At 67.8% G+C, this 20,446-nt stretch carries 18 protein-coding genes and 1 pseudogene; 11 read left to right on the top strand and 8 right to left on the bottom strand.

Annotated elements, in window-relative coordinates:
• The first annotated feature begins 90 nt into the window (after positions 1–90).
• Positions 91–906: a TrmH family RNA methyltransferase gene (locus AB8M46_RS07345; RefSeq protein ID WP_394359902.1), complete on the top strand. Its 816-nt coding sequence runs from the start codon at positions 91–93 to the stop codon at positions 904–906.
• Positions 907–933: 27 nt separating this feature from the next.
• Complete coding sequence (locus tag AB8M46_RS07340) at positions 934–1,536, top strand: DUF2537 domain-containing protein (RefSeq protein WP_037348064.1); 603 nt, start codon at positions 934–936, stop codon at positions 1,534–1,536.
• Here the strand turns inward: AB8M46_RS07340 and AB8M46_RS07335 are convergent.
• On the bottom strand, positions 1,533–2,270 hold the full coding sequence (locus AB8M46_RS07335; RefSeq protein ID WP_394359901.1) for a hypothetical protein: 738 nt from the start codon (positions 2,268–2,270) through the stop codon (positions 1,533–1,535). The two genes, AB8M46_RS07340 and AB8M46_RS07335, sit on opposite strands and share 4 nt — an antisense overlap.
• A gap of 110 nt (positions 2,271–2,380) precedes the next feature.
• Between AB8M46_RS07335 and AB8M46_RS07330 the strand changes: the two are divergent.
• Positions 2,381–2,479: pseudogene (locus tag AB8M46_RS07330) on the top strand (MmcQ/YjbR family DNA-binding protein); the annotation flags it as partial.
• A 56-nt stretch (positions 2,480–2,535) separates the two neighbouring features.
• On the opposite strand, the gene sepH reads toward AB8M46_RS07330, so the two are convergent.
• The 3 genes from sepH to AB8M46_RS07315 form a co-directional block, all read right to left on the bottom strand.
• A complete protein-coding gene (gene sepH, locus AB8M46_RS07325; protein ID WP_038507911.1) occupies positions 2,536–3,381 on the bottom strand; it encodes a septation protein SepH in 846 nt (281 codons plus the stop codon).
• Between the two features lie 190 nt (positions 3,382–3,571).
• Positions 3,572–4,738, bottom strand: coding sequence for an ATP-binding protein (locus tag AB8M46_RS07320; RefSeq protein WP_378427405.1), 1,167 nt, complete (start codon positions 4,736–4,738; stop codon positions 3,572–3,574).
• Positions 4,735–5,394, bottom strand: coding sequence for a response regulator transcription factor (locus AB8M46_RS07315; RefSeq protein WP_037348058.1), 660 nt, complete (start codon positions 5,392–5,394; stop codon positions 4,735–4,737). Before AB8M46_RS07315 ends, AB8M46_RS07320 begins: the two co-directional genes overlap by 4 nt.
• A gap of 1,218 nt (positions 5,395–6,612) precedes the next feature.
• On the opposite strand from AB8M46_RS07315, the gene AB8M46_RS07310 reads away from it, so the two are divergent.
• Positions 6,613–6,867, top strand: a complete 255-nt coding sequence (locus AB8M46_RS07310; protein ID WP_394359900.1) for a hypothetical protein — start codon at positions 6,613–6,615, stop codon at positions 6,865–6,867.
• Here the strand turns inward: AB8M46_RS07310 and AB8M46_RS07305 are convergent.
• Positions 6,864–8,048, bottom strand: coding sequence for a helix-turn-helix domain-containing protein (locus AB8M46_RS07305; protein WP_394359899.1), 1,185 nt, complete (start codon positions 8,046–8,048; stop codon positions 6,864–6,866). The genes AB8M46_RS07310 and AB8M46_RS07305 overlap by 4 nt on opposite strands.
• 998 nt (positions 8,049–9,046) lie before the next feature.
• Between AB8M46_RS07305 and AB8M46_RS07300 the strand changes: the two genes are divergently transcribed.
• Positions 9,047–10,009 (top strand): replication-relaxation family protein, encoded by a 963-nt coding sequence (locus AB8M46_RS07300; protein ID WP_394359898.1) that lies wholly within the window; start codon positions 9,047–9,049, stop codon positions 10,007–10,009.
• Positions 10,006–10,674 (top strand): hypothetical protein, encoded by a 669-nt coding sequence (locus AB8M46_RS07295; protein ID WP_394359897.1) that lies wholly within the window; start codon positions 10,006–10,008, stop codon positions 10,672–10,674. Before AB8M46_RS07300 ends, AB8M46_RS07295 begins: the two co-directional genes overlap by 4 nt.
• Before the next feature lie 143 nt (positions 10,675–10,817).
• Here the strand turns inward: AB8M46_RS07295 and AB8M46_RS07290 are convergent, their stop codons facing one another.
• Together AB8M46_RS07290 and AB8M46_RS07285 are read right to left on the bottom strand one after the other, a co-directional pair.
• The gene (locus tag AB8M46_RS07290) at positions 10,818–12,380 is read right to left on the bottom strand and encodes a recombinase family protein (protein WP_394359896.1); all 1,563 of its coding nucleotides are present in this window, start codon (positions 12,378–12,380) and stop codon (positions 10,818–10,820) included.
• Positions 12,381–12,455: 75 nt separating this feature from the next.
• Entirely contained in the window at positions 12,456–14,258 is a 1,803-nt protein-coding gene (locus AB8M46_RS07285; RefSeq protein ID WP_394359895.1) for an alpha-L-fucosidase, read from the bottom strand.
• A 230-nt stretch (positions 14,259–14,488) separates the two neighbouring features.
• Here AB8M46_RS07285 and AB8M46_RS07280 point away from each other — a divergent pair, with 230 nt between their 5' ends.
• The 5 genes from AB8M46_RS07280 to AB8M46_RS07260 all read left to right on the top strand — a co-directional run bounded on the left by AB8M46_RS07280 (position 14,489) and on the right by AB8M46_RS07260 (position 19,308).
• Positions 14,489–15,034 carry a hypothetical protein gene (locus AB8M46_RS07280; RefSeq protein WP_378429376.1) on the top strand — a complete coding sequence of 182 codons (546 nt, stop codon included), beginning with the start codon at positions 14,489–14,491 and terminating at the stop codon, positions 15,032–15,034.
• On the top strand, positions 15,031–16,131 hold the full coding sequence (locus AB8M46_RS07275; protein ID WP_394359894.1) for a peptidoglycan-binding protein: 1,101 nt from the start codon (positions 15,031–15,033) through the stop codon (positions 16,129–16,131). The genes AB8M46_RS07280 and AB8M46_RS07275 overlap by 4 nt, the downstream gene beginning before the upstream one ends.
• Positions 16,128–16,814 (top strand): ABC transporter ATP-binding protein, encoded by a 687-nt coding sequence (locus AB8M46_RS07270; protein WP_007033339.1) that lies wholly within the window; start codon positions 16,128–16,130, stop codon positions 16,812–16,814. The genes AB8M46_RS07275 and AB8M46_RS07270 overlap by 4 nt, the downstream gene beginning before the upstream one ends.
• A complete protein-coding gene (locus tag AB8M46_RS07265) occupies positions 16,811–18,025 on the top strand; it encodes an ABC transporter permease (protein ID WP_037348051.1) in 1,215 nt (404 codons plus the stop codon). The genes AB8M46_RS07270 and AB8M46_RS07265 overlap by 4 nt, the downstream gene beginning before the upstream one ends.
• 80 nt (positions 18,026–18,105) lie before the next feature.
• Positions 18,106–19,308 (top strand): glycosyltransferase 87 family protein, encoded by a 1,203-nt coding sequence (locus tag AB8M46_RS07260; protein ID WP_394359893.1) that lies wholly within the window; start codon positions 18,106–18,108, stop codon positions 19,306–19,308.
• On the opposite strand, the gene serC is transcribed toward AB8M46_RS07260, so the two are convergent.
• Positions 19,305–20,432, bottom strand: coding sequence for a phosphoserine transaminase (serC, locus tag AB8M46_RS07255; protein ID WP_016337521.1), 1,128 nt, complete (start codon positions 20,430–20,432; stop codon positions 19,305–19,307). The two genes, AB8M46_RS07260 and serC, sit on opposite strands and share 4 nt — an antisense overlap.
• Positions 20,433–20,446: the final 14 nt, after the last annotated feature.

Raw genomic sequence — 20,446 nt, 5'->3', positions numbered from 1 at the left:
AACTGACAGCAAAATACCTCCATTCGTACCACCTACCCTTCGACGTTCGGACGCAAACACGGCGCAGGGAGCGGATGACACACTCTCCGGGTGGCTGAACTGATCACCATCGACGACCGTGACGACCCGCGGCTCGACGATTTCCGCGACTTGTCCACAGCCGATCGGCGTCCCGATAGGCCGGGTGGGCGTGGCTTCGTGATCGCCGAAGGCACCGTCGTGGTCGAGCGGCTGCTCAAGTCCCGTTATCCGGTCCGCTCCCTCCTCGGGGTGGAGCGGCGATTCCACGAATTGGGCGAGGTCCTGGACGCGGTCGACGTCCCCGGTTACGTGACTTCGGCCGAGACGATGGCCGACGTGGTCGGGTTCCACCTGAACCGCGGCATCCTGGCCGTCGCCGACCGGCCGGTTCCGCCGCCGTCGGTGGAAGAGGTCGTCGACGGCGCACGGGTGCTCGCGATCCTCGAAGGCGTCGGTGACCACGAGAACCTCGGTTCGCTGTTCCGCAACGCGGCCGCGCTCGGCGTCGACGGGATCCTGCTCGGCGTCGGCTGCTCGGACCCGCTGTACCGGCGCAGTGTCCGCGTCTCGATGGGGCACGTCCTGCGCGTCCCGTTCGCCACCTTCGGGTCTTGGCCCGAGGACCTGGAATCGCTGCGGGACCGCGGTTTCCGCATCGCGGCCCTGACTCCTCGTGCGGATTCCGTTTCGCTGCGCCAGTTACGGGACCAGACACCGGGGAAGGTCGCGTTGATGCTGGGCGCGGAGGGGCCCGGCCTGACCGACGAGGCCATCGCCGCCGCGGACGTCGCGGTGCGGATCCCGATGCCGGAAGGCGTCGATTCGCTGAATGTCGCCACGGCGGGCGCGATCGCGTTCTACGAGACGCGTCCACCGCTATCGTGAGCACCCGAGCGATCACGAGGAGAACCCATGGAATTGCGGATCCGTGAGGGACGCGCGGTGCTGGCCGGGCCGGGCGGCGAAAGCGCGCGCGAGGTGGACCCGCATTCGCTCGCGATCGGTTCGGATCTCGCCCAGGCGTTGCACGAATGGGCCAGGGTCGCCTCCGCCGTCGGTTCCTCCGGCACCGAAGCCGCTTCCGTGGTCTCCCAGCGAGGCCGCCAGCTCGCCCAGCGGGTCGCCGCCACGATGGGCACGTCGGTGCGATTCGTCGACCCCGTGTCCGGCGACGGCGTCGTCATCGACCCGCCGGCCCCCGCACCCCGCAGCGAACTCGCGCGGCGCCTTTTCGGCACGCCGGACCCGGCCGGGGAACCGACACCGTGGCTGACCGGGCTGACCGTCTCGGCGTTCGTCGCGGCCGTGGTCGTCGTGGCGATGCTGGCACTGGCGAACACCCTCGCGCGCGAGACCAACGGCTGGCTAGCGCTGCTCGCGTCCGCCGTCGTGACCGCCGGGATCACGCCGTCGCTGTGGCTCGCGCGGCGGGTGCCGATCGTGCGGTGGGCGTCGTTCGGCGCGGCCGCGGGGATCGTGATCGCGTGGATCGGCGTGCTGATCGTCGTCTTCTAGCGTTTGCGGAACTTGAGACCCGGCCCGCCAGCCTGTGTCGCCGACTGCCCGTAAAGCTCATAACCGTGATAGGCGGCGATCTGGACGACCAGGTCGGCGGGAATTCGATAGGACCGCATCGGGAATCCGACCTGGGGGCTGCCGTCGAATTCCCGGGCCAGCCAGCCGACCCGGGTGGTGCGCGGGAACAGGCCGGTGGTGAACGCGGCCGGGACCATGCCGGTGAAGGCCGCCAAGAACAGGAGGTTGGTGACCGGCGCTTCGAAGCCCGACGGAATTCCGGAGATCACCGCAGCCGCGCCGAGGAGGACGAGGACGGTGACCGGGGCGATGTGGTTCAACCAGGCGTAGCGGAGCCGGAGTCCCGTGGGCGCGGGCAGGGGAAGTCTCGGCGGCGACGGATCCCGGCTGAGCAGGAGCACCCGGTCGGCGGGGTCGCCGAAATCCGCCGCGACACGCAGGCCTTCGGCCTCGGCTACCTCCGCGACACGACGGGCGGAGAGGTTCGCGTGCTTGAGGCTGATCCAGACCTGGTCGGAGCCGGTGAGCTGGTTCAGCAGCCAGCGTTCCCGATCCTTGTCCGGCCGGTCCGGCCCGTCGAAGACCGGAACCGGCGGGACGTACTGAGGCGCGTACTGGAAACTCAGAGAGCCCTGGAACATCGGCGCGATCTCCAGGTAGCCGCGGCTCCGCGCGATGCCGCGGAGTGCCTCCGGGTCGATCCGCCATTCCATCGGCGACACATGTGCGTACGGCGTCCCCGTGAAGACCTGGAAACGCAATCGGACAGTGCGTACGTACCAATCCTGCATGAAATCCCCCCGGCCCGAGGATACTGAGATTCATGGCCGGTGGTCCGCTCGACGCACTCAGACGGCTTTGTCTCGCGCTGCCGGAAGCCTCCGAGCGGCTCAGTCACGGCGAGCCGACCTGGTTCGTGCGCAGGTCCCCGGACGCACGTAATGGCCCCTCCACCGGAAGGGGCCACTACGTGCGGATTCAACCTCGTTGCGATCGGACGCCCAGGAGGACGTCTTCCCAGGATGGAACGATGGGGTGGTTCTTCTTCCCCTTCGCCCGTGGAGCGGGTTCGGCCACTTCCTCCGGCTCGTCAGCCGGAAGTGGTGGCTCGGCATCTTCTTCGGGCTCGGCTATCGGCGCGTCGATCACCTTCGCGACCGGCTCGTCCGGGACCGAATCGAGAGTCGGCTGGACGACCGCGTCCCTGCCGGGCTCGAGTGCCCGTACCGTGCGCGGGGCACGGTAGGCGTTGGGGTTGAGCAGGACTTCGGCGTTCTCGTCGAGGGCCTGCACGGTGCCGCCGTGCGCGCCGGGTGCGAACGCCCAGTGCGCGCGGTTGTCCGAACGGCCGGCCTTCCAGCTCAGCACGACGACCCACTTGCCGTCGTCGCCTCGCCAGGAGTCCCAGGTCGCCTGGCTGTAGTCGTGACCGCGCTGCCCGAAGGAGTGCGCGACGACCTCGCCGAGGGTCTGGACGTCGGGGCCGTCCTCGCGGACCGGATGCGCCCGCTGGGCCAGTTCGGCGGTGCGGGATCGTTCGAGCAGGACGGGGTACGCGAACCGCTCGACGCGCTGCACGGTGACGCCGGCGCTGCTCGCGACCTGCTCCACGGACTCACCGGCCCGGATTCGTGCCTGGATCTCGCGTGGCCGCATTTGGCTCTCCAACTCGATTTCGATCTGGCCGAGGCGGGTGATGTCACCCCTCGCCGCCGCTCGCAGCCTCTCATCCGCGGGGAGCAGGAAGCGCGTGCGGCTCGCCGGGTCCTCGCACACGATGGACTTACCGTCCTCGTGCAGCCCGACCACCCGTAGCGCTCGCATTCTCGCCTCCCCGATTCTTCACCTTTGTGGGTGTCCACGTTAAAACGGCGCGTCGCCTTGACGTGTGAGGCGCGCCGATGTCATGTGTCCTGCTCACTATTTTGTTCATGACGGCAAGGGGAATTCTGCGGGAGCGAAGGCCGGCTTGCCGCGTGACGCGCCGGACACGCACAGTCACGATCGGGGGAATCTACGGCAGCCGCACCCGGACGACCAGTCCGCCGCCGCGGCCGCCAGGTTCCGCGCCCGCGGTCCCGCCGTGCGCCTTCGCGATGGACCGGACGATCGACAGGCCGAGTCCGGCGTTGCGGGAGTCGCCGGTGCGGTCGCCCGAAAGGCGGCGGAACGGCTCGAACAGGGCGGGTACGGCGTCCAGTGGCACCTGCGGGCCGGTGTTGCGCACCACCAGCGCCGGATCGCCGCCGATGTCGACGTGGATCCAGCCGCCCTGGCGGTTGTAGGTGATGGCGTTGTGCACGAGGTTCGTGACCAGCCGTTCCAGCAGTACGGGATCGCCGGACACCGTCCGCGGCCGCAGCCGCGACTCCACCGTCACCCCCGCCTCCTCGGCCATGGCCGACGCCGACCGGATCACCGTCGCCGCGACTTCGTCCAGCCGCACGGGGGCTCGCGCGGCCAGGCCGCGGTCGCTGCGGGCGAGTACGAGCAGGCCTTCGATCATCCGTTCGCTGCGTTCGTTGGTGTAGATCAGATGTTCGCCGAGTTTCCGGACCTCGGGGCTCGCGTCGGGGTCGGCCATCGCGACCTCGACCAGGGTCCGCTGCACCGCGAGCGGGGTCCGCAGTTCGTGGGAAGCGTTGGCGACGAAGCGTTTCTGGCTGTCGAACGACACGGCGAGCCGGTCGAGCATGCCGTCGAAGGTGTCCGCGAGTTCCTTGAGTTCGTCGTCGGGGCCGTCGAGGTCGATGCGCCGGTCGAGGTTCTCGACCTCGAGTTTCCGTGCCGTCGAAGTGATCGCGTGCAACGGTCGCAGCACGCGGCTCGCCATCAGCCAGCCGAGCAGCACCGCGAGCCCGCCGGCGATCGCCAGCGCCACCAGTGATTGCCAGAGCAGGGTGGAAAGGACGTCCGAGCGGTATTCGGTGATCGACGTCGCGACTAATTGCGTGGCCTGGGCGCGCTCGACCGGGAGAATGGTCGTCGTGTCCAGCGGATACGCCCTGGCGACCTCGAATTGGGCCCCGGCGATCGCCCCGTTCGCGAAAGTGGCCGTATCCGGCAGGGTCGAGCTGACCAGCAGGTAGTTGACGATGAGCAGGGCGAGCCCGACGATCAGGAACGCTCCGCCGTAGAGCGCCGTCAGCTTGGTGCGGACGGAGAGCCGGAGCGGTTTCACGACCCGAACCGGTAACCCGCGCCGGGCACGGTCTCGATCAGCGGCGGTTCGCCGAGTTTGCGCCGCAACGTCATCATCGCCACCCGGACGGCGTTCGTGAACGGGTCGGCGTGTTCGTCCCACGCCTTCTCCAGCAGTTCTTCGGCGCTGACCACGGTCCCTTCGGCGCGCATGAGCACCTCCAAGACGGCGAACTCCTTGGGGGACAAGGGAAGGAACCGGCCGTCGCGGGACGCCTGGTGCCGGGGCAGATCGAGGACGACGCCGCCGCGTTCCAGCACCGGCGGCAACGCCGGCCGCGCGCGCCGCGAGAGCGCCTGCACCCTGGCGACGAGTTCGGCGAACGCGAACGGTTTCGTCAGGTAGTCGTCGGCGCCGAGGCCCAGCCCGGCGACCCGGTCGTTGACGTCGGCCGCGGCCGTCAGCATGAGGACCCGCGCCTCGCCGCCGGTCCCGATCACCGCGGCGCAGACTTCGTCGCCGTGCACGACGGGGAGGTCCCGGTCGAGCACGACGACGTCGTAGCCGTGCACCCCCACCCGGTCCAGGGCCTGCGCGCCGTCGTAGCAGACGTCGACGGCCATGGAGAACCGTCGCAGGCCTTCGGCGATCGTGTCCGCCAGGAGCCGCTCGTCTTCCACCACCAGCACTCTCACCTAGTCAGTCTGCCCCGGGAGGGGGTAAGCGGGGGATAAGCGCCTGGTCGCGTGGGTCGTGAGTGGCGTTTCGGGTTAGAGCTGACCCTGTTTAAGTTACCTACTCGTGACCAGCGGATTTGGTTCTCCTGCCCTGCTTGCTGGGGCAAGCAGGGCAGGAGAACCACACGTGATCTTCCTGGCCCGGTTCGGTGCTGCGGGGTGTACCACGGCGATGGGCATCGGCGGGTGACGTGGCAACGGGTGTTGCTAGCGAGGATAAGGACCTCTGTCTCTCCCACGGGCGACGTTTTGGCCTCAGCCACCCGCGAATGAGTAGCGGCCAATGCCGAATCGGTCGCCTGTCATGAGATACTACTCTCGCCGGAAATCAAGTCATCGGATTGCTGGGAATATTCGAAGATCTCGGACTTTAATTCATTGTGATCGTCGTTGGCGACGACCAGAACACGAAGCGTATAGCCAAGGAAACGTGCATACATTTGAAGCTCGCCAACGTTACTGGCATAAGCAGGGTTGTTCTCCCATCGCCAAACGGTCGACGGGTGAACGCCCAGGCGAATTCCTACGTAGTTCGTAGTCCAGCCCCGAAATTTCCTGATCCTGCATAGTTGACGCTGAACCCGTACAACTTCCTGCATCGCGTCCCTGTCGTTGGTCGTGTCAGCTGACGGTATCGCACCGCAGGTCTTCATGATCTGGTCCTATTCCTAGTTCGTTCGCGAGTTTGCGGCCATGCAACTAGAAGGCGTTCGCTGCCAATGTTTCCGGGCTAGCTGTCCACCGGGGGATCAGGAGGTGGCCGCACGCTAGGACGGCCGCATTTCTGCATGAACCGACGCCATCTAAATGGTGCGCGATGACGTGTCGGTCGCCGCTGATGCCGAATAGCTCGCGCAGCCGACCAGGCTCTCACGTACGCGCGGCAGTCCTCGCAGGGGCGGCCGTTCGGCAGGAGCATCGGCGCCGCCAGCACTACGTGACCGCACAATGCCCCGTACCGTCCGCAGGAGTTTTCCGTGCGCGCGCGGAAGAATTCCTCGTCTGTGACCGCATGGTCCAGCCCGTCGCACTGGCTGCGATGCCAGCAGATATACAGTCCGCCATTTCGCCCCGCCCGCGCCCCATGGATCATGGTCGCCATCCCGCGTCCCATGCACGCAGCATTCGGGCGGCTTCCGCCCAGTCGGCGGCGGTCATCTCCGCGATCATCGTACCGTGACGACGGTTTTCAAGGTCGATTTCACCAGCGCGGCGACGACCCCGGTTGTCGAATCCAAGATCTATCAGGCCGCTGCAACAATGCTTTTCGCGGCCATGCCGAGCATTCCGATTCCGGTCATTCTCATTCTCCCCGCCACTCGCCGGAGGCGTTCCACCTTCATGCGTAGTCACCTCAACAGTTTCGAGCCGGTCAAGATCCGAAACTTGCCACGGTGGCAAACACTCGAATGGGCTACACGTTCGAGTTAGACGCGCAAGCCAGCCCGGTACGCCATACCGCGAAGCTCGCGGCCGATAGTTGCCTGTTTGGTGCCCTTGGCGACGAGTTCTGCGAGAATCGAGCGCATGAAGGGGTGGCGGTGAATACGTGCTGGAGAGATCTTCTCTGCCTGGCGGAGCATCAGCACGGCTTCGTCACGGCGTTTCGGGAATCTAGCGAGGGCGCGCCCGTACTCGCGGTAGTAGGCCGACCGCCGCGTTGGCGTAGGGAGCGCATCCGGATTGACCGTCTCAGCGATCTTGACGGCGTCCGCGTGTTCTCCGGCTTCTAGTGCCACCGACATGCGCCACACGCCCACGTTCGATGGTCCGAAACCGAACCACAGTGCGTTGTTGCCTTCGCCGACGTGAGCTGCCAGATCGGCCGCATAGTCAAGCGCGGCTACGCGCTGCGTGTTGTCCTTCTGAGCTGCGGACACCAGCGACGACGTGAGACTGAGCATCCCGGACACCTGCATGTCCGCCAAGGTCGCGGTACCAGGAGCAGCATCGGCAAGCGTGCGGGCGGCCATGTCGAAGCCTCCGGCGCCGATCAGCCCGAACGATGTCCCGAAAGCCGACACGGCCCCATACAGTGGTTCATCGAGCCGTTCGGCCGCGCGTTGCGCGAGGCTGACGGCTTGCCAAGCGAGGTCCATACTCGCGCCGATGTCACCAAGCCACGCTTGAGTGCCTTGCACGTGTGTTGCCACCAGCAGCCGGAGAATTTCGCGCTCGTCACGCCGGGCATCCAGGCTGGCATGGAGGTCCCTGATCAGTTGCGGCAGCAGGGTCCCGACCAGGGCGTAGTCACACTCTCTTTGCTTGGCGAGGAGGTCCGAAGCTCGGACCATCAAGGCTTCCAGGGGCAGGACTTCCCCACGCGGGTCGCCCATGCTGATGGCGAGAAGTGCGAGTCGTACTTGGTTTAGGGAGTGGTCTTCCTCTAGTTCACCCATGGTGATGGCGGCGGCCCCGGTGATCTCGCTCGGCGCCACTTCGAGAGCGTTGGCGAGGGAGACAAGGAGCGACCGGCGGTCAAGCGCCCGATCGCCGGATTCGAGCCGAGACAGGTACGACGGCGAAATGCCAGCCAACCCGGAGATGACCGCTAGCGACTTGCCTTGAGCTTTACGAAGCTCTCGTAGCCTGTTGCCGATCGGCGAGGACATTTCGCATCCCTCATTCGCGGAGTCGCACGCGGAGAACTACCAGACCAGCGTACCCCCCGGTTCGTCGTCGACCCGTCTGTCGCTGCCATCAATCGCGCCCCATCACCCCATGTCGGGAGAAGTGAACGCGCGCCAGGCACTGGTGCTTTCGGGTGATCGCGCTGCGCCCGGTGTCGAAAAACGGCCCGAAAACCGGCCTTTTGCAGCGAAAGGAGGTGGCAAGGCGCCCGCGTCGCCTGAACGTGAAAGAAGTTCTTGGGCAAACCGTGGCGCAAAAGCGCTGCTTTCTCGGTATTGCCCCGGCGAACAAGGTCCGGCGGATGGTGCGGCGCATGGTCGGCGTCGTAGCTGTGCCGCCCCACCCGCTGGGAAGGGGGCGACTGAGCCGCTGGCGAGGCCGCTTGAGGTCCCGGCCGACGGGAGGCCGACCGACCCCGCCGCCCATTCGAGGGAAAACGAAGTATTCGCCAATGCAATGTCCCAAAACAGCGTTTTTTTTGGAGTTAACAGGTGACAGGTTCCCGCGTTAGGAGGTGATCGCCGAAGGCCCATAGCGAGGGGCAACTAAATAGCTCTATTTCGTCTCGCCTGGTTCGTCGCACGGTTCACGAAAGAGGTTGTTTCTCATGTCTGACAGGAAAACTACGCACACGCCGCAGGGCGCGGTTCCGCCCGGCAATGGTTCGCATGGTCGTGGTGGCGGCGGTGCGGATGGGTTGGCGGTTGGTTCGGCGGATGCTTCGGCGTCGGCTCGGCGTTCTATGTCCGCCGCCCCAAGCGCCGGGGGTGCTGGCCGCGTGTCCCCTGGTACGGCGTGGGTTCGGCGGTCCGGTGAGGGAGGCCGACTGAGGGGGTGTAAGTCATCATCCACCCGAAAAAAGGTGGGGTCCGCGGGGTCGCCGGCTGCGGCCGCGGGACGGTCGCCGGCCAGGTCGGTCAGGCCCGGCGAACCAGATCCGGGGATCTGGTTCCGCCTGGTCGAACGCGATCGTCGTCTGTTGTGGCTGCTGGCCGAACACCAGGTCCTGACCACCGGGCAGATCGCGTCGGTGGAGTTCTCGTCGCGGCGCCGGGCGCTAGACCGGTTGGCGCGGTTGCGGTCGTTGGGTGTGCTGTTCGCGTTCCGTGACTCGTACATGTTCGGCGGGACCAGTGAGGCCCGGTACACGCTCGGCTACTCCGGGGCACGGCTGATCGCCGCCGCACGGGCGGTGACCCCGCCGACCGCGAAAGCCCACATGCAACGGCTGGAACGGCTCGCGTTCTTGCCGACGTTGACGCATCAGCTCGGGGTGAACGGGTTTTTCTGCGGGCTGGCCGCGCACTCGAACCCCGCCCGCACCGATGGCGCGGGGAAGCTGACGCAGTGGTGGCCGGAACGCCGCTCGGCGGAGTTCTTCTGGACCAACCACGGGACCGATGGAAGTGAGGCGCGGGTACGGCCGGACGGCTACGGCTGCTGGGAATCCGGTGGGCGGGCGGTGAGGTTCTTCCTGGAATACGACACCGGTACCGAGTCGCTGCGGGTGCTGGCCCGCAAGATCACTGCCTACAGCGCGTTCTACACCGACCGGTTCGGGGTGCTGCTGTTCTCCCTGCACTCCGCGCGGCGGGAACAGGCGTTCCGGGCGGGGCTGGTGAAGTTCCTCGGTGGACACGATCCGGGCGTGGTGATCGCGACGACCGCGCGGGACCTGCCGGGCGCCGATGATCCGGCGGGCGACGTCTGGGCGTTGTGGTCCGGCCGTGATCACGGTCCGGTCACCCGGCTCACGTTGGCGAATCTGCCCGAACGGGGTCCACGGGTGCGCCACCACGCCCCGGAACTGCCGTATGGGGAAGCGGCGTTCCAGCCGGGCGACAAGGCGATCATGCCGCTACTCAGCGCCTCGCCACCGCCGCCCCGTGAACCCGCGTGGTGGGACTCCCCGTCCGGTCACACGCCCCGGAGGTCCGCATGAACCACCGCGCCACCACCGACCACGAAGACGGGCTGACCGTGGCGCTGCTGGCCGAACTTGCCGCCGCCTGTGCCGTCCCGGACGGCGGATTCACCATCGACCCCACGACCGGGGTCACGCCGTGTACGGGGTTCGCGGTGTCGGTGCACCCGCAGTACGAGCACGTCATCGACGCACCAGTGACCGCCGATGATCTCGCCGCCTACCTCACCCGCCACGCCTCCATCCTGCACGTGGCGGGGCGGGCGTTCGGCGGCTGGCACAACCCCGACACCGGACGCGTCTACCTCGACGTGTCCATTGTGGTGCCCACCCTGGCCGAAGCCCTCGACCACGGACGCGCCGCCCGCCAACTGTCCGTCTACGACCTCGCGACCGGGGCATGCATCGACGTGCCCGCCCCTGCCAGCACCGCCGGAAAGGAGCCGCCAGCCGAACCCACACCTCCGATTCCCGCACCACGCGCCGAGAGGACACCGCCGCCATGCCCACCCGGCAATCACGCCCGCACCGCCACCTCAAGACCACCCAGCAAGCCACCCGCAGGAGGGAAACCTACGCCGAAGAACAGGCCCGGCTCGACGCCGAAGCGGTTGACCGGTGGGCCGCGAAAGTCGCCGACCTCCCGCCGCTCACCGAAGAACGGATCACCTCACTCGCGGTGATCCTTAACCGCATCGACAAACGCCGCCACGCCGCTAACGCTGAGAGGAACGACGAAAGCCGCCGCGCGGCCTGACACACCGACGACCCGAGGACACACCTGCCCCCCGTTTCCGGGGTGGTGTGGCCTCGGGTCGTTGCTCTATCAGGCCGCGTGCTGGCCGCGCGTACGGCGCTTGGGCTTGCGCGGGTCGATTCGCACCCGCTTGGGGTCGAACTGCCGTTTCCCGTTCTTGGCGGCAGGGTCCAGATAGAGGGTGTCGCCGCTGAGTGCGTCGGTGAGCATCGCGCGGCGTTCGTCGAACTCGGCCGCGTCCCACTGCGCCGCCGCGTCCTCTCTGCTCATCGCCTCGGTAGGGCCGTCCGGGTTCCCGCCGGTCAGTTCGTCCCGCTCCGCTTCCAACCGCGCGCGTGTGGCCATCAGCGGTTCATTGGCCGCGTCATAGGCGTCCTCGGTCATCTTCCCTGCGCCGAGTTTCGCCGCGATCGACGTCAGCAGGCGCTCACACTCGCCAAGTTCGGTATGGATCTCCGCGAGCCGTTCCGAGACACGCGCACGCGCGGCGCGGATCGCCGCCGCGTGCTTGGCGTCCGAGAGACGCGAGATCACCAGCCCGCGCAGTTCACGATCCACCCGCCTCATATCGGCGCCGACCTTGCCGCACCCGCCCGAACTCTTCGAGCACCCGTACTGACGTCGCCGCTCACCATCTGGGTAGTTCCCCGAATGCGGGCGCCCGCTCACACCTCGCCCACATAACGGGCAGCGCAAGATCCCCGACCCCACGTAGACCCCGCTCGGATGCTGGCCCTGCGTCCGCCCCGCACACAACGCGCGCAGCTTCGTGAACGTCTCCGGTTTCACGATCGGCTCACCCGGCATCGTGCCCACCACCACGCCGTCATGCTCGATCAGACCAGCATTAATCGGCCTGAGCAGCACCTCCCCGACCTGGCGCGGCAGCCACGTCTTACCCGTGATCGTGAGCAGTCCCGCCGCGTTCCACTCATCCGCGATCGTGGACTGAAACACCCCCGCCAACACGGCGTCCGTGGCGTCACGCAACGCCTTGCGTTCCCGTTCCACCAACTCCGCCGGAACAGGCTTACGGATGTCCTTCCCGTCCTCGTCCAACCACTCCTCACGCGGCACGGTCCGGTCCAGACCGGGAAACCCGAACCGGCGTCCCTGGTGATGCGGAATACCGCGCTTGCGCAGCACCTCGAATCGCCGCGAAATCCGCTGGGACGCCTCATCGGAGTTGCGCTGGTTGTGCGCGACCTCCTGCCGTAACTGGTACCGGTCGTTGTAGTCGGTCAGGTCGTAACGGCCGTGTGAGGACGCCACCGTGTACGAGTCATAGCCCTTGCTCTCGATCAGCTTGAACAGGTCCTCAAGATCCTGCGACTGCCGCCAACCACGGTCGGTGTTCCACAACACCACCCCATCCGACGCCCGCGCCGCGACCCGCTTCATGATCCGTTCCCAGCCCGGACGCTGCACCTTTGGGTTCCAGGCCGACAGCTTCGGGTCCGAGATCTCCTCACCCAGCACGCCGCCCAACCGGTCGATCACATCCCGGTTGTCGGCGTGCTGGGTCTCGCACTTCTCCAGCTTCCCCGCCTGATTCCGCGACAGGCGCGCATACGAGTCCAAAACCGGCCGACGCCCGCCCTGACCTGCACTAACCTGATGACTGAATCCCATGTGATCCACAGTAGGTACATAAGACAGGTTCAGCTAGAACCCGAAACGCCACTCACGACCAGCTGTACCGAACGCTCAGCCGGCCGGGTGCAACTGCCGGGCCGGGATCACCTGCTGCGGAGTGTTCGGGCTGGACCACAGCAGCTTCATCGACGCCTCCCCGCCGCGTTCGGTGTGTTCGAGCCGGATCGCGTAGGACCGCCCGGCGACCAGGTCGAGAGTCGCTTTGTCGACACTCGGCCCGTGCGGTGTGGTGTTGTCGATCAGGAGTTTCCCGTCGACCCACAGCCGCACGGTGTCGTCCGAGACCGTGGTGAACGTGTACTTCCCGGTGTCGCGCGCGGTGACCTGCCCGGTCCAGCGCGACGAGAAGGTCTCCGCCGGGATCTTCGCGTCCGGTGAGCCGGTGAACTTCCAGTTGTGGTTCACCCCCGGCTCGACCCGCCGCACCGTCGGCGTCCCGGTGAAGTCCGCGTTCGGCCAGTATTCGGCGGTCAGCCCGGTCCCGCGCCCGGCGGGTGCCTGCGGCAGCGGGTCGACACTCAGCTCGATGACGGTCGCGATGTCGTTCGTCCAGCTGCCCGACGGCGTGAGCTTCACGCTGCCGGGTGACTGCTCGACCCGCACGCGCTGACGGCTGCCGAGCACTCGGGCGTCGCGGACGCGGAAAGGCGCCAACGCGTCGAGCGTCAGCGAACCGCCCGAAGCGGGCCAATCGAACACCGACGCGTACAGCTTGTCGCCGCGACGGCTGACGACACCCCAGCCCGGTTCCGCGACCAGACCTGGCGCGCCCGCCCCGTAGACGGCCGCGGACTGGCCGTTCGTCCGCAGCCACTGTCCCATCTGCTTCAGCCTGTCGATGGATTCCCGTGGTACCCGGCCGTTGCGATCCGGGCCGACGTTGAGCAGGAAATTCCCGCTACGGCCGGCGATCGAGAGCAGTTTCCTGGTCAGATCCGCCGAGGACTTCCAGTTGTGGTCCCAATCGGTGTAGCCCCAGCTGCCGTTGAGGGTCATGCACGATTCCCACAGCTGCCCGTCGACCGGCTTGTCCGGGATCTCCTGTTCGGGCGTTCCGGTGTCGCCGTCGACCACCCGGCGTTTGCCGACGCGGTTGTTGACCACAATGGACGGATCGAGGCTGCGGACGTAAGCCTCCAGTTCCTCGCCGTCCCGTTCCGTCCAAGGGTTGTTGGGCCGGTCGGTGCTCCATTCGCCGTCGAACCACAGCACCGCCGGGTGGTAGTTGTCGACGAGTTCCTTGAGCTGGGCGTACATCCGCTCCTTGTACTTCGGGAAGGTCGCGGGGTCCGGGAAATCCGGGTCGTGCCAATCCCAGATCGAGTAGTAGAAGCCGAGTTTGACGTCCCGCGCGGCCGTCGCGCGTTTCAGTTCGGCGAGGATGTCACGCTTCTTGTCGAACGCCGAGTGGTCGCGGAGGTTGAACTTGTTGACCTTCGTCGGCCACATCGCGTAGCCCTCGTGGTGCTTCGACGTGATCACCACGTACTTCTGCCCGGCGTCCTTCGCCGACTGCGCGATGGCGTTCGCGTCGAAACCGGCGGGGTTGAACTTCGCGGCGATCTGCTCGTATTCGGCGCGCGGGATCTGACAGTTCCGCTGGATCCATTCGGCGTCCTGGCAAACGCTTCCATCAGGGCGGGTGTACTTCCCCTGGAGCTGCGAGTACGCGCCGAAGTGGATGAACTGGCCGAAGCGGTCGTCGCGCCACCAACGCGTCCGGTCGGCGGTGAACGGGTCGTCGTAGGCGTGGTCGGACGGGAGTGGCGCGGCTTCCGCGGCGGGCGCGACGCCCAGTGCGGTGGTCGCGATGACGAGGGCCGCCAGGGCCCGGAGTGGCTTGCGGCGATTCATGCACTCCTCCTCGCTGAGGTGTGGACGTCGGGGACTTTAAGAAGCCAGAGGTCGGATGTGAACCTCCGAAAGGTCCATCGGGGAGCTAGTTCACCCGGAAAGACGGAAGAAAGGTCGGATCTCTGTTCCGCTGAGCGGGACGGTAAGCGCGGCATAAGCAACATCGCTTACCGCCCCGGAATCGCCGTCTCCGTAGAAATCGGGGCGCCAGGACGACCGAAGGAGCAGCGATGCGGAAACGACCCATGGCGGTACTGATCGCCGGAGCGGTCTTCGCGCTCGTGGCCGGTTGCGGTGGTGGCGGGGACGGCGGCGACAAGGTCGCCTCGATCTCTTCCCCGCCCGCCGCCGGCGCGGGCGACGGGAAGCAGGCGGACAACGTGTCCGACGAGGACAAGATCCGCGACTACCGGAAATGCATGCGCGAGCACGGGATCGACATGCCGGAGCCCAAACCCGGCGCCAACGGGCAGGACACCGTCACCTTCGAAGCGCGCGACATGCCGGACGAGAAGAAGATGAACGCCGCGAGCGATGCGTGCAAGAAGCTGCTGCCGAACGGTGGCGAGATCAAGCCGCCCACGCCCGAAGAACTCGACAAGATGCGCAAGGAAGCGAAGTGCATGCGCGAGCACGGCATCGACTTCCCCGACCCCGAGCCCGGTGGCAAGGGCGCGGCCATCGCGATGGACGCCGGCGGAGACCCCAAGAAGTTCGAAGAAGCGGCGAAGGCCTGCGGTCTCGGCATGACCATGAGGGCGGCCCCGGCGAAATGAGCGAACACGAAGGACCCGGCGGCGCACGGCGGTCGCGCCGGGCGCGCTGGTTCATCATCGCGGCGGTCCTCGTCGTCGTGGTCGGGACGATGTCCGTGGTGGTGCTGACCAGGGTCACCTCCGAAGCCCAGCAGGTCGGGCAGGCGCCGCCGCCGGTCGAGACCGCGAAGGTCGAGAAGACCGACCTGCAGGAGGAAGAGGAAGCGAACGGAAAACTGGGCTACGGCGAGGAAAGCTCCCTCGCCGGCCGGAAACAGGGCACGATCACCTCCCTGCCGGAAGCGGGCGCGGTGCTCACTCGCGGCAAGGCCGTGTACGGCGTCGACGCCAAGCCTGTCCCGTTGTTCTACGGCACGCTGCCGTTCTTCCGCGACCTCGCCGACGGGACCGCGGACGGCCCGGACGTCAAACAGCTGGAAGAGAACCTGAAGGCGCTCGGGTTCGGCGGTTTCGGCACGCCCGACAAGAAGTTCACCTCCGCCACCGCCGCCGCGATCAAGAAATGGCAGAAGTCGCTGGGCCTGGAGCAGACCGGCGCGTTCGGCCAGGGCGACGTCGTCCTCGCGCCCGGTGAGATCCGGGTTTCGCAGCTCGCCGCGCAACTCGGCGGCCCCGGCGGTGGCGAACTGCTGAAGTACACCGGCACCGAGCGTCTCGTCGAGGTCAAACTCGACGCCGCCAAGCAGGCCATCGCCAAGGCGGGGGACAAGGTCGGGGTCGACATCACCGGTGGCAAGACCACGACCGGCGTGATCACCGACGTCGGCAAGGTCGCGGAGAACGGCAAGGACGGCACCGGGCAGGACGACGGCAAGCCGAAGATCAAGGTGAGGATCAAGCTGGACGATCCGTCCGCGGCGGGCTCGCTCGATTCGACACCGGTGTCCGTGCGGTTCACCAAGGAAGTCCACAGTGGAGTGCTGGCGGTTCTGGTCGGGGCGCTGCTCGCGCTCGCCGAGGGCGGATACGCCGTCGAGGTCGACGAAGGCGGCAAGCGTCGTCTCATCGCGGTGAAGACCGGTTTGTTCTCCGGCGGACGCGTCGAGGTCACCGGCACCGGCCTCGCCGCCGGGATGCGGGTGGTGACGACGTCATGACCCCGGTGCTGGCCGTGCGCAACGCCTCGCGCACCTATCCCGGCGGCGTGCGCGCCTTGCACGAGGTGACACTGTCCATTGAGGACAGGGAGATGGTCGCCATCCTCGGCCCGTCCGGCTCCGGCAAGTCGACGCTGCTGCAGCTGATGGGCACGCTCGACCGGCCGACCAGTGGCGTCATCGAACTGCGCGGGCACGACGTGGCGAAACTGCCCGACCGCAAGCTTTCGGCGTTGCGGTCGCGATGGATCGGGTTCGTGTTCCAGCAGTTCTTCCTCAGCGAGGGGGTGAGCGCGGTCGACAACGTCGCGACGGGCCTGCTGTACGCGGGGGTGCCGCGGCGGAAACGGCGTGAGCGGGCGCTGGCCGCGCTCGACCGCGTCGGGCTCGCGCATCGGGCGGGGCATTTCCCGAACGAGCTCTCCGGCGGGGAACGGCAGCGGGTGGCGATCGCGCGGGCGGTCGTCAACTCGCCGTCGATCCTGCTGGCCGACGAGCCGACCGGGAACCTCGACACGGGCAACGGCGCGGCGATCCTCAACCTGCTGGCCACGTTGAGCTCGCAGGGGACGACGGTCGTGATCATCACGCACGACCGGGAGATCGCGGCGGGCATCCCGCGGCGGATCGAATTGCGGGACGGCCGGATCCGGCTCGACACCGGGACGGGGGTGCTGGTGTGAGCGCGCCCGTCCTCGACAAGACGCCGGATCCGGCCCGGCTCGGCCCGCGTGACGTGCTGAACCTCGGCGCGCACGGGATGCGGACGCGGCCGATGCGGGCGGTGTTGTCCGCGCTCGGCATCGGGATCGGGATCGCCGCGATGGTGGCGGTGCTCGCGATCCCGGCGTCGGGCGCGAAGGCGTTGCAAGACCAGTTGGCCGCGCTGGGCACCAACCTGCTCACGGCGGGGCCGGGCAAGACGATGTTCGGCGGCGACGCGACCCTGCCGGACAGCGCGGTGCCGATGGCGAAACGGATCGCCCCGGTCACGGCGGCGTCCGCGACCGGAACCACCGGCGGGACCGTGCGGCGTACGGACAAGATCGACAAGGACGAGACGTCCGGCCTCGGCGTCTACGCGGCGACACCGGATCTCCTCGACGTCATCGGCGGCGCCGTCCGCGACGGGCAGTTTCTCCGGGACGCCACACGCGACTATCCGGTCGTCGTACTGGGTTCGGTCGCGGCCGCGCGGCTCGGGATCGACCACATCGACCCGGCGAAACCGCCGCAGGTGTACATCGACGGGAAGTGGTTCACCGTGGGCGGCATCCTCGGGCCGACGCCGCTGGCGCCCGAGATCGAGCGTTCGGTGCTGGTCGGCTGGGACGCGGCCAAGCGGCTCCTCGACTTCGAGGGCCACCCGACGACCGTGTACGTGCGGGCGAAGGATTCGCAGGTCGAGAACGTGCGCTCGGTGCTCGCGCAGACGATGAACCCGGAGGCGCCGAACGAGGTCGAGGTCCGTCGTCCGTCCGAGGCGCTGGAGGCGCAGAAGCTGACGGAGAACACGTACAGCGCGCTGTTCCTCGGGCTCGGCGGGGTGGCGTTGCTGGTCGGCGGCGTCGGGGTGGCCAACACGATGGTGATCTCGGTGCTGGAACGGCGGCGGGAGATCGGCCTCCGTCGCGCGCTCGGTGCGACGAAACGGCAGGTGAGAGGCCAGTTCCTGGCCGAGTCGGTGCTGTTGTCCGGGCTCGGCGGGATCGCCGGGGTCCTGGTCGGGGTGCTCGTGACGTCCGGCTACGCGCTGAGCCAGGGCTGGCCGGCGGTGCTGCCCGTCGGCGCCCTGCTCGGCGGGGTCGGGATCTCGGCACTGGTCGGTGCCGTCGCCGGCGCTTATCCGGCGATGCGCGCGGCACGCCTGCCTCCGACCCAGGCCCTCGCCTAGCTCGCGTTTCGTCCTCTGGATGCGGTGGTTCACCGCATCCAGAGGACCGAACGCGGGGCGACGGTGGGTAATCTCGCCGGGTGCTGGTGGGAATGTCGGGGCGGAAACTCGCGGGGGCGTTGATCGCGCTCGAAGCCGTCGTGGTCGGCGTGCTGTTCACGCTCAAGGTGTTCGACGGCCAGGACCTCGAGGTCTACATCGGCGGCGCGCGGCTGCTCGTCGACTCGGGCGACCCGTACGGCGCGTGGGTGCAGACGCACGGCGGCTGGCTGCCCTTCACCTACACGCCGTTCGCGGCGGCGGTGTTCCTGCCCGGCACGCTCCTGTCGGCCGCGCTGGCGACGCGACTGGTCGGGCTCGCGTCGATCATCGCGGGCGGGGTCGTCGTCTACGTCTTCGTCGCGACGCTCAACGGTTCGCTCACCGATCGTTCCGCCGTCCGGGGCCGCGCCATCGCCGTCCTGGCGGCGATCGGGGCACAGGCCGTCGGCGGGATCATGGAGCCGGTCCGCTCGACGCTCGGTTTCGGCCAGGTGAACACCCTGCTGATGCTGCTCGTCGTCCTCGACGCCCTGCTGCCGGGCCGCGCCCGCACGAAGGGCCTGCTGATCGGGGTCGCCGCGGCGATCAAGCTGACGCCCGCCTTCTTCATCCTGTTCTTCTTGTTCCGTAAGGACTTCCGCTCCGCGGGCCGGGTGGTGGCCGGTTTCCTCGGCGCGGGCGCGCTGATGTTCCTGACCGCGCCCGGCGCGTCGGCGAGGTTCTGGACGGACATCCTGTTCGACACCAGCCGCATCGGCGATCGCGGCTACGTCGGCAACCAGTCGCTGCGCGGGATGCTCGCGCGGTTCGGTTTCGGCTCGGCCGAAGACGTCGTCTGGGTGCTGGCCTCGATCGCCGTGGTCGCGCTGACCGCGTTCGTGATCGTGCGTGTCGCGGAGCCGGTGGTCGCGCTGACGGCGTGTGCCGTCGGCGGGCTGCTGGTGTCACCGGTTTCGTGGACGCACCACTGGATCTGGTGCGTGCCGATCCTGGTGTTGCTGATCCGGGCGCGTTCGGTCGTTTCGTACGTGCTCGCGGCGGTGACGGTGGCGTTGTTCGTGATCGCGCCGATGTGGCTCGCGCCGCGGCCCGCCGGGAGCTTCGGCTGGTGGCTGGCGACGGAGTCCTACGTGCTCTACGGCCTGGTGCTCCTGCTGTATTTCGCCCTGATAGCGCGTGAAGGCCCCCTTCCCTTGGCTGAGCCGAGGGAAGGGGGCCTTCACGCGCGAAAAGAGTCTTAGCCCAGGCGCTCGACGACGTACTCGATGCTCTGGGTCAGCTTCGTGATGTCGTCCGGGTCGATGGCCGGGAACAGGCCGACGCGCAGCTGGTTGCGGCCCAGCTTCCGGTACGGCTCGGTGTCGACGATCCCGTTGGCGCGCAGCACCTTCGCCACCGCGGCGGCGTCCACCTCGTCGGCGAAGTCGATGGTGCCGACGACCTGCGAGCGCAGCGACGGGTCGCTGACGAACGGCGTCGTGTAGCCGGTCTTCTCGGCCCACTCGTACAGCCGGGTCGACGAGTCGCGGGTCCGCGAGGTCGTCCACTCCAGGCCACCGTTGGAGTTCATCCACTCGATCTGGTCGGCCAGCAGGAACAGTGTCGACACCGCCGGGGTGTTGTACGTCTGGTCCTTGCGGGAGTTGTCGAGAGCCGTGGTCAGCGACAGGAACTCGGGGATCCAGCGGTCGCTCGCGCCGATCTCGCCGATGCGCTCGACGGCGGCGGGCGAAGCCAGCGCGATCCAGAGGCCACCGTCGGAGGCGAAGGACTTCTGGGGCGCGAAGTAGTAGACGTCGAAGTCCTCGGCCTTGACCGGCAGACCGCCCGCACCGGAGGTGGCGTCGATGGCGACGAGGGCGCCTTCGCTGCCTTCGGGGCGGCGGACCGGCACCGCGACACCGGTCGAGGTCTCGTTGTGCGCCCAGCCGACCAGGTCGGCGCCGGCCTCGTAGGCGATCTCGGGCGCGCTACCCGGGTCGGCCTTCACGACGATCGGGTCGGCGAGGAACGGGGCGCCCTTGGTCACCGTGGCGAACTTCGAGGAGAACTCGCCGTAGGTGAAGTGCTGCGCACGTTCCCGCACGAGCCCGAACGCGGCGGCGTCCCAGAATGCGGTCGTCCCGCCGTTGCCGAGGACCACTTCGTAGCCTTCGGGCAGGGAGAACAATTCGGACAGACCCGCACGCACGCGGCCGACGAGGGACTTCACCGGCTTCTGACGGTGCGAGGTGCCGAGGTAGGTGGCACCGGATTTCGCCAGGTTGGCGAGCTGCTCGTCACGGACCTTGGACGGTCCGCAGCCGAAGCGGCCATCGGCAGGCTTCAGGTCCGCGGGGAGGGTCAACTCAGGTGCGTCGGTCATGTGCCCAGTCTCTC

This window comes from Amycolatopsis sp. SB7-3, assembly GCF_041021335.1.
In the GTDB taxonomy this organism is placed as follows: domain Bacteria; phylum Actinomycetota; class Actinomycetes; order Mycobacteriales; family Pseudonocardiaceae; genus Amycolatopsis; species Amycolatopsis japonica.
The sequence above is the reverse complement of the archived record's forward strand: the minus strand, read 5'-3'. Positions and strand labels throughout refer to the sequence as shown.